The organism is Vibrio sp. 10N.222.55.A1, assembly GCF_041473835.1.
Taxonomy (GTDB): domain Bacteria; phylum Pseudomonadota; class Gammaproteobacteria; order Enterobacterales; family Vibrionaceae; genus Vibrio; species Vibrio crassostreae_C.
Genome location: NZ_JBFRSX010000090.1, coordinates 1 through 9,405 on the forward strand (window position 1 = coordinate 1; position 9,405 = coordinate 9,405).

General features: G+C 43.9%; 5 protein-coding genes and 1 riboswitch. Of the genes, 3 read left to right on the forward strand and 2 right to left on the reverse strand.

The annotated features are described in order from the left end of the window. Nucleotides 1–313, forward strand: a 313-nt coding sequence (locus tag AB4493_RS21055; protein ID WP_372155764.1) for a transposase, incomplete at its 5' end; no start/stop codon positions are given. Nucleotides 314–1,102: 789 nt separating this feature from the next. On the opposite strand, the gene AB4493_RS21060 is transcribed toward AB4493_RS21055, so the two are convergent. Then, the gene (locus AB4493_RS21060) at nucleotides 1,103–2,383 is read right to left on the reverse strand and encodes a sodium:proton antiporter (RefSeq protein WP_017061334.1); all 1,281 of its coding nucleotides are present in this window, start codon (nucleotides 2,381–2,383) and stop codon (nucleotides 1,103–1,105) included. Nucleotides 2,384–2,552: 169 nt separating this feature from the next. Between AB4493_RS21060 and metH the strand changes: the two genes are divergently transcribed. Beyond that, nucleotides 2,553–6,230: a methionine synthase gene (gene metH / locus AB4493_RS21065; protein ID WP_372155765.1), complete on the forward strand. Its 3,678-nt coding sequence runs from the start codon at nucleotides 2,553–2,555 to the stop codon at nucleotides 6,228–6,230. Nucleotides 6,231–6,336: 106 nt separating this feature from the next. Here metH and lysC read toward each other — a convergent pair whose 3' ends face one another. Next, nucleotides 6,337–7,704: a lysine-sensitive aspartokinase 3 gene (gene lysC, locus AB4493_RS21070; RefSeq protein ID WP_372155766.1), complete on the reverse strand. Its 1,368-nt coding sequence runs from the start codon at nucleotides 7,702–7,704 to the stop codon at nucleotides 6,337–6,339. A gap of 108 nt (nucleotides 7,705–7,812) precedes the next feature. Continuing rightward, nucleotides 7,813–7,990: riboswitch (Lysine riboswitch) on the reverse strand. Between the two features lie 176 nt (nucleotides 7,991–8,166). On the opposite strand from lysC, the gene AB4493_RS21075 reads away from it, so the two are divergent. Next, the gene (locus AB4493_RS21075; RefSeq protein ID WP_017061337.1) at nucleotides 8,167–9,306 is read left to right on the forward strand and encodes an alanine--glyoxylate aminotransferase family protein; all 1,140 of its coding nucleotides are present in this window, start codon (nucleotides 8,167–8,169) and stop codon (nucleotides 9,304–9,306) included. Nucleotides 9,307–9,405 lie beyond the last annotated feature (99 nt).

The following is a 9,405-nucleotide window of genomic DNA, read 5'->3' on the forward strand; positions in this document are numbered from 1 at the left end:
AGAGCAGATATCTAAAGTCACAGAAAAAGACCGTCATTCAGTGGTAATAATGGATGGCGCAGGATGGCATACCGATGATATTGCTAACCCATTTGATAATGTCAGTATTATCAAATTGCCGCCATACTCACCAGAGCTTAACCCTATAGAGCAAGTGTGGAGTCGGTTAAGGCAACACTATCTAGCAAACCAAAACTTCATTGATTATAACGATATTGTTTCGAAGGTCTGTAGCGCTTGGAATGGATTTCTTGAGTGCAAAGATCGCGTCACAAAAATGTGTACAAGAGATTGGATTGACCTGATCAGTTAATTTTCCGGATTGGTATAATATACGCCATTAGCAAAGCCGCGGATTCTCCTACTTACCAAAACAGCGCGTGTTGGGAGTCTAAACCTCCAACCTTTCCATATACTAAGCCTCAGCAGAAATACTGGGGCTTTTTTGTATCTGCTGCTTCTACGAAGTAATGTTGGGATAACTAGGCGCTCCTAGCTCACCTGCGTGCTCGAATCTCCGGAGTGCCTACTCATTCCAGCCTTGCCATATTTAAGACTCTAGTCTGCACGTCTCGGCAGAAATGCTAGCACTTTTTATTCCTGTCATTTTTACAAGTATCACTTGAAGTACCATGTGTTCCTTTAGCTATCTCTATCGAACACTGATTTAGTGCAGCCTTGCTGTATTTAATGACTTAGTTCAAAGCTAAAGCTTTCTGTTCACCACTCATCTAGCTCCGTAGTCCTGTTAATAACTAACGCTATTCTAGCGAGACGTTGAGTCCCGTTATTTTTGTTTCCAGGTGAAAGGTGAAGCCTTTCGATTGAAGCTTATATAACTTGAGAGTGGGTTATTGGGTAGACTAGCGAGTGGGCAGAAGAACTAATTCTCTGTATGACTTAAGCTCCTTAAAGAGTTCTGTCCACCCACATTAAGGCTTTCGATTACTCAAATATTAGCTGTATCAAATATCGATATGAGCTCTATGTTCCACGCATATCTTTCAGCGATAGCTCCAGTATGGGAATTGGTGAGTTTGACTTTCATTGGGTATAAAAAAGGCCACCTAAAGTAGGCGGCTTTGGTTGATCTATCTAGGTGTTAATCTAGCTCTTTCTCTGCTTGTTTTGCTTTCTCTATCATAGGAGTGATTGTTGAGCCTTGAACTAGAATAGAGAACACAACAACGGCGTATGTCATGACAAGGATTATCTCTTTTACATCTATTGCTTTGTCTTCAATTACCCAGATACCTGAAGGGATCGAAAGTGCCATGGCTAATGCTAAGCCACCGCGTAAGCCACCCCAAGTTAGAATCTTAATCGACCACGGGTTGTAAGTTCTAAAGCGTTTAAATCCGATGTAAGACAAGAAAACACTCAAGTAACGTGCACTCAATACTAGAGGGACTGCGAACGCCATTAAGATCCAGTCTTCTTGGTGGAATTTGAATAACAGCATCGACATACCAATTAGTAGGAATAATACGCCGTTTAAGAATTCATCTATCAACTCCCAGAAATGATCTAGGTGATCTTCACTCTCTTTCGAGAATCCGATAAAGCGAGTCCAGTTACCAATCATGATACCTGATACCACCATCGCTAATGGGCCTGATACATGTAGAACTTCAGCAAACGCATAACCAGCAGTTGGGATGCCGATGGTTAATAGCAACTCCATCGAGTGGTCATCGGTATTGCTGATTAGGTAGTGGAATACAAGACCTAAAACAAAACCGTAGACGATGCCGCCAATTGCCTCTTGAACGAATAGCATGGTCACACTACCGACGGTTGGCGCTTCTGTGCCGAATGCGATAGTAAATAGGGTTACGAAGATAACTAAGCCAAAACCATCGTTGAATAGAGATTCTCCCTCGATTTGAGTAGAGATTCTTCTGGGAGCGTCGAGTTTCTTTACTATTGCTAGCACGGCGATGGGATCGGTTGGAGAGATTAGCGAGCCAAAGAGTAGGCAGTAAATCAGATCAAATTGAATACCGATGAACTGGCAAAACCCGTACAGCACAAAACCGATAAAGAATGTTGAAAACAGCGTAGCACCTAACGCGAGTACTGTTATTTCCCATTTCTGGTCTTTTAGGTTTGGTAATTTGATTCCCAAACCGCCTGCAAATAGTAAGAATCCTAATATCCCTTTTAGAAGGAAATCTTCAAAATTGATACTGGCAACGGTTTCTGAGGCGATGTCAGCCAATTGGAACCAATTGTTTTGTCCCGCAATGATAATTAATAGAGATAACATCATTGAGCCAGCTGTAATGGCGATGGTTGTCTGCATTTTACCAATTTTTGTATTCACGAAAGCAATAAGCATGGCTGCAGCGGACAAGAAGCATAAGGTGTAATAGACCGACATTGGGATTCCAACATGTAACAAAGTATGAATATGAATTTTCGTTGTCTCATGCTCAAATAGCAAACATTTTTTTGTCATGACTCAGTAATCAATTTCCTTTTTTAGACGTCTAGACTCCTTTTTAATGTGTGATAGGATGGAGGGATAATTAAAGGAATGAGGTTGTACCGTGGGAAGTAATGTAAGGCAAAAGATTGACGCTCTGTTGAAGCAACGAATTTTACTGATTGATGGTGGCATGGGCACCATGATTCAGGATTATAAATTGGAAGAGCAAGACTATCGTGGTGAACGCTTTGCTGATTGGCACAGTGACTTGAAGGGCAACAATGACCTTTTAGTTCTTACACAGCCTAAGCTTATCAAAGATATCCATATGGAGTATTTGGAAGCTGGGGCTGACATCCTCGAAACCAATACCTTTAACGCTACAACCATCGCTATGGCCGACTATGATATGGAAAGCCTTAGTGAAGAGATTAACTTTGCTGCTGCCAAGCTTGCTCGTGAAGCAGCTGATGAATGGACTGCAAAGACCCCAGATAAACCTCGCTTCGTCGCGGGTGTATTAGGCCCTACCAACCGAACTTGTTCTATCTCGCCTGATGTAAACGATCCAGGTTACCGTAATGTTAGCTTTGACGAACTGGTTGAAGCCTATTCTGAATCGACTCGCGCGCTCATTAAGGGCGGTTCAGATTTAATTCTTATTGAAACTATCTTTGATACGTTAAACGCGAAAGCGTGTGCCTTTGCCGTTGAATCTGTTTTTGAAGAGGTGGGTATTGCTCTTCCAGTGATGATTTCCGGTACCATCACTGACGCATCAGGTCGTACCCTTTCAGGACAGACGACAGAAGCATTCTACAACGCCCTTCGTCATGTAAAACCAATCTCATTTGGATTGAACTGTGCATTGGGCCCTGATGAACTGCGTGAGTATGTCGGTGAGATGTCTCGTATCTCAGAGTGCAATGTTTCTGCTCACCCTAATGCGGGTTTGCCTAATGCATTTGGCGAGTATGACCTTTCTCCTGAGGATATGGCTGAACATGTTAAAGAGTGGGCTGAAAGTGGCTTCTTGAACCTAATTGGTGGGTGTTGTGGTACTACTCCAGAGCATATCCGTCAAATGGCTGAGGCCGTTGAAGGTGTAACGCCGCGTCAATTGCCAGACTTACCAGTTTCTTGTCGTCTTTCGGGACTAGAGCCACTGACGATAGCTAAAGAATCTTTGTTCGTGAATGTAGGTGAGCGGACCAATGTTACCGGCTCTGCACGCTTTAAGCGCCTTATCAAAGAAGAGCTCTACGACGAAGCCTTGAGTGTAGCTCGAGAGCAAGTCGAGAATGGTGCTCAAATTATCGATATCAACATGGATGAAGGGATGCTAGACGCCGAGGCGTGTATGGTTAAATTCCTGAATCTATGTGCTTCAGAACCTGAAATCTCGAAAGTACCTGTTATGGTCGATTCTTCTAAGTGGGAAGTTATCGAAGCTGGCCTAAAGTGTATTCAAGGCAAAGGCATCGTTAACTCAATCTCTCTAAAAGAAGGCAAAGAGAAGTTTGTTGAGCAAGCCAAATTAGTTCGTCGTTATGGTGCTGCTGTCATCGTGATGGCGTTTGATGAAGTCGGGCAGGCTGATACTCGAGAGCGTAAAATCGAAATCTGTACCAATGCCTACAACATTCTTGTTGATGAAGTCGGTTTCCCACCAGAAGATATTATTTTTGACCCGAATATTTTCGCAGTGGCTACTGGTATCGATGAGCATAATAACTATGCGGTTGATTTCATTGAAGCAGTAGGAGACATCAAACGCGATCTCCCGCATGCGATGATCTCTGGCGGTGTGTCGAATGTTTCATTCTCATTCCGTGGTAATAACTACGTCCGTGAGGCTATTCACGCGGTATTCCTATATCACTGTTTTAAAAACGGTATGGATATGGGCATTGTAAACGCTGGTCAGTTGGAAATTTACGATAATGTTCCAGAAGATCTGCGTGATGCTGTTGAAGATGTGGTACTAAACCGTCGTGATGATTCGACTGAAAGATTGCTGGATATGGCGACCGAATACCTAGAGCGTGCTGTTGGTAAGGTTGAAGATAAATCTGCATTAGAGTGGCGAACTTGGCCTGTAGAGAAGCGTTTGGAGCACTCTTTGGTAAAAGGTATCACCGACTTTATTGTTGAAGATACCGAAGAAGCTCGTGTTAATGCCTCTCGTCCTATTGAAGTGATTGAAGGTCCTCTAATGGACGGAATGAACGTTGTTGGTGACCTGTTTGGTGAAGGTAAGATGTTCTTACCACAGGTTGTAAAGTCTGCGCGTGTGATGAAACAGGCGGTTGCCCATTTAGAACCATTCATTAATGCATCCAAAGAAGTGGGCGCAACTAACGGTAAGATTTTGTTAGCGACCGTTAAAGGTGACGTTCACGATATCGGTAAAAATATCGTTGGTGTGGTTTTACAGTGTAATAACTACGAAATTATCGACTTAGGTGTGATGGTTTCTTGCGAGAAGATTCTCAAGGTAGCGAAAGAAGAGAATGTCGACATTATTGGCCTGTCTGGGCTGATTACACCGTCTCTTGATGAAATGGTACATGTTGCTAAAGAAATGGAGAGACAGGGTTTCAAGCTGCCTCTTCTGATTGGCGGTGCAACCACATCTAAAGCTCACACAGCAGTTAAGATTGAGCAGAATTATTCAGAACCTGTTGTATACGTAAATAATGCCTCGCGTGCAGTGGGTGTTTGTACCTCACTACTTTCTGATGAATTGAAACCCGCTTTCGTTGAGAAGCTGGATATCGATTACGATCGCGTTCGAGATCAGCACAATCGTAAGAAGCCTCGTACCAAGCCTGTCACGCTTGAAAGAGCTCGTGCCAATAAAGTTGCTATCGATTGGGATGCGTATACGCCACCGGCACCCGCTAAGCCGGGAGTTCACATCTTCAATGATTTTGATGTGGCAACTTTGCGTCAGTACATCGATTGGACTCCATTCTTTATGACATGGTCATTGGTTGGTAAATACCCTGCAATCCTTGATCATGAAGAAGTGGGTGAAGAGGCAAAACGTTTATTCAAAGATGCTAATGATTTACTGGATCGCGTAGAGAAAGAGAAGCTGCTTGAAGCGCGTGGTATGTGTGCCATGTTCCCAGCGAACAGTGTTGGTGATGATATTGAGGTGTATACCGATGAATCTCGTACCGAAGTTCTAAAAGTTCTACACAATCTTCGTCAACAAACAGAGAAACCAAAAGGCTTTAACTACTGTTTGTCTGATTACATTGCGCCAAAAGAAAGCGGTAAAGCGGATTGGATTGGTGGCTTTGCGGTTACGGGTGGTATTGGTGAGCGAGAGCTGGCTGATGAATACAAAGCGAAAGGCGATGACTACAACGCGATTATGATTCAGGCGGTTGCTGACCGATTGGCTGAGGCGTTCGCGGAATATCTGCATAAAGAAGTGAGAAAGGATATTTGGGGTTACTCGCCAGATGAGAATTTGTCTAACGACGATTTGATTCGAGAGAAATACCAAGGTATTCGTCCAGCTCCAGGTTACCCTGCTTGCCCAGAGCATACAGAGAAAGGTACGTTGTGGGAGCTGATGGACGTTGAAAAGGCAATCGATATGTCATTAACGACAAGCTACGCGATGTGGCCTGGTGCCTCAGTGTCTGGTATGTATTTCTCACACCCTGATGCTAGATACTTTGCTATTGCACAGATTCAACAGGATCAAGTGGATAGCTATGCTGACCGCAAAGGTTGGGATATGTTAGAAGCCGAGAAGTGGTTAGGTCCTAACATTAACTAGTTTGAATCTATGATGAGCTTTGATTCGTAAAGTAAAAAGAGAAAGGGTTGCTAAATAGCAACCCTTTTTGTATTTGTGATTTATCTGTCGATGATAAACGGACTTTCTATTCAAATAATTCTTGGTGCAGTTTTTGAATCGCCAACTTAGAAACAGATTCATTTAGTAAGAAGCACAGGTTGTGTGGGCTTGCACCGTAACAAATCATGCGTAGGTTGAAGTCTTCAAGAGTGCTGAATACTTGCTTAGCGTAGCCTTTGCTTTCACTCATATTATTACCAATCAATGCCACTAAACACAGGTCATGTTCCACATCGACTGAACAAAGCTCTTCTAGCTCAAGACGTGCTGCTTCTGGTAATTCAGGAGCACCACCAGATGTATCAGTTTGATCTAGGGTGAGTGAAACACTGATCTCAGAGGTAGTAATCAGATCGACAGAGATCTTATGTTTAGCAAGGATCTCGAACACTTTCGCAAGAAAGCCGTAAGCATGGAACATATTAGCGCTACGCAGCGTAACCATGGTTTGGTTGCAGCGAAGGGCGAGGGCTCTGAATAGTGGAGAGCTTTCCACCTGTTGGCGAATCCAAGTTCCACCCAACTCTGGTGCTTTAGAAGAGCCGACAAATACCGGGATTTGGTGGCGTAATGCAGGTACTAGAGTCGATGGATGCAAGATCTTCGCACCAAAGTTTGCCATTTCCGATGCTTCACTGAAGCTGATCTCTGGGATAGGAGAAGCTTTAGGTGCAATACGAGGGTCAGTGGTGTAAATACCCGGAACATCCGTCCAGATTTCTAGACCAATCGCCTTTACAGATTCGGCAATCAATGCTGCTGAGTAATCACTGCCACCGCGGCCTAAAGTCGTGGTGTTACCTTCGCTATCAGCGCCGATAAAACCTTGGGTAACGACAACTTGTTGTTGGCAAAGTGGAATCAGTTTCTCTTGCGCTAGAGCGGCAATATCTTCTAGTTGAGGTTCGGCTTTACCAAAATCATCATTAGTACGCATCACATCTCTGATATCAAAGCGAACAGCAGGAGTGCCTCGTTCAGAGATGATCTGAGCCAAGATGTGTGTCGACATCAACTCGCCACATGCGACAAGGTGATCCGTCAGTTTAGTACTTGTTTGGAATGATGCGGCCTCTGCAGCGCTCGCAATGTCATCAAGAATGCTGTGGACTTCTTTTTCGATGCTGATTGGATCTGCGAGTTGGTCAAGAATTGCGTTGTGAATGTCCGCTAATTGCGCCATTAGTTCCTGACGACGAGCTTTGTCTTGAACACCATTTGCTAGTTCAACCAGCAAGTTAGTGACACCAGAGCATGCACTACTCACGACCAGTTTCGTGTTTGAGTTGTTTTCAATAATGGCAGCACAACGGCTCATTGCTTCAAAGTTGGCAACACTTGTTCCACCAAACTTAGCGACATTAAAAGAACCAGCTACATTAGATGCACTCACGATATATCTCCCACGACTTCCTAAAATAAAATTACGGTTGGGTAATCCAACGTCCGATGTTTTTCGAAGAGAGTTTTAGAGCAAAAAGAGAGGAATTATTAGAATAGTAACCTCAGAAGCTCTTCACCATATAGAAATGGCGACAGTTGACGGGATTCAGCCCGCTCAACCGATAATAAAGGTCCTGCATCCTTTTATTATCTCGGCACTGCTCCCCATAAATGTTTTGTATTGGAAATGCGGTTCCACAAAACATCTGCCTGGGCAGTGCTCCTCTTCTGCTAGATAGCCGTTTCATTGAACGTTTTTGTGGTAACAATGTCAATCCGTAACTTGAGATAATTGAAAAATAATTTTAACAATTATGTGACAGTGGTTTGACCTCAATACTTATGGCTAATTGCTGAGGTAATCAATTTGCTTTAGGGTGGATTGTTCACAACATTAACGTAAGGGATGTACATGTCTAATTTACCACTCACTACTGCTATCGATAGCTTTTATCCACCACACCGAACGTTAATGGGACCTGGTCCTTCAGATATCTCACCTCAAGTGTTACAGGCTTTGAGCCGTCCAACCATAGGTCACTTAGATCCGCTGTTTATTGCGATGATGGACGAGCTTAAACAGCTTCTTAAATACGCTTTTCAGACTGAAAACGAATTTACGATTGCCGTTTCTGCACCGGGCAGTGCGGGTATGGAGACCTGTTTTGTTAACTTGATTGAGCCTGGTGAAAAGGTGATTGTTTGTCGTAACGGTGTCTTCGGTGAGCGTATGCGAGAAAACGTGGTGCGTTGTGGTGGCGAAGCGATCCTTGTTGATGACGAATGGGGCAAGCCCGTTTCAGTTGAAAAGGTAGAACAAGCATTGGCAGAAAACCCCGATGCCGTTGCTGTTGCATTTGTGCATGCAGAGACATCAACCGGAGCGTTATCTGATGCTCAAGCTATCTCTGCTGTCGCTCGTCAGTTTGATGCGTTAACGATTGTTGATGCAGTGACATCATTAGGTGGTGTGCCATTGCTGGTTGATGAGTGGCAGCTTGATGCGGTTTATTCTGGCAGCCAAAAGTGTCTGTCTTGTGTGCCAGGGCTATCTCCAGTGACTTTCTCTCAGCGTGCGGTTGATAAAATGAAAGCCCGTAAAGCACCAGTGCAAAGCTGGTTTTTGGATCAAAGTTTAGTATTAGGTTACTGGAGTGGAGAAGGTAAGCGTAGCTACCACCATACCGCACCCGTGAACAGCCTTTATGCTCTGCATGAGTCGCTGGTTTTGTTGAAAAATGAAGGCTTAGATAATGCGTGGTCTCGTCATCATGCGATGCACCAAGAGCTTAAAGAAGGCGTAGAAGCTCTAGGGTTAAAGTTTGTGGTTGATGAAGAGAGCCGCCTGCCGCAGCTTAATGCACTTTATTTCCCAGAAGGAATTGATGAGGCTAAGATCAGAACGCAGCTTTTAGAAGAATATAATCTTGAAATCGGTGCTGGGCTTGGCTCTTTGGCTGGTAAGGCATGGCGTATCGGCCTAATGGGTTACGGTGCTCGTAAAGAGAATGTCGCGTTGTGCCTAAAAGCGCTAAAAGATGTTTTGAAGTAGCTGCATGAACTGAAATTAAAAAGAAAAGCGCACGAGAGATCGTGCGCTTTTTTGTATCTACCCCAAGCTCCTACTGCCTACTCATAGACAGAACCTTAA

Bases quoted from the DNA above. Each gene is read 5' to 3' on its own strand.
- AB4493_RS21060 (WP_017061334.1), bottom strand. From the start codon at position 2,383: ATGTCGGTCTATTACACCTTATGCTTCTTGTCCGCTGCAGCCATGCTT.
- AB4493_RS21075 (WP_017061337.1), top strand. From the start codon at position 8,167: ATGTCTAATTTACCACTCACTACTGCTATCGATAGCTTTTATCCACCA.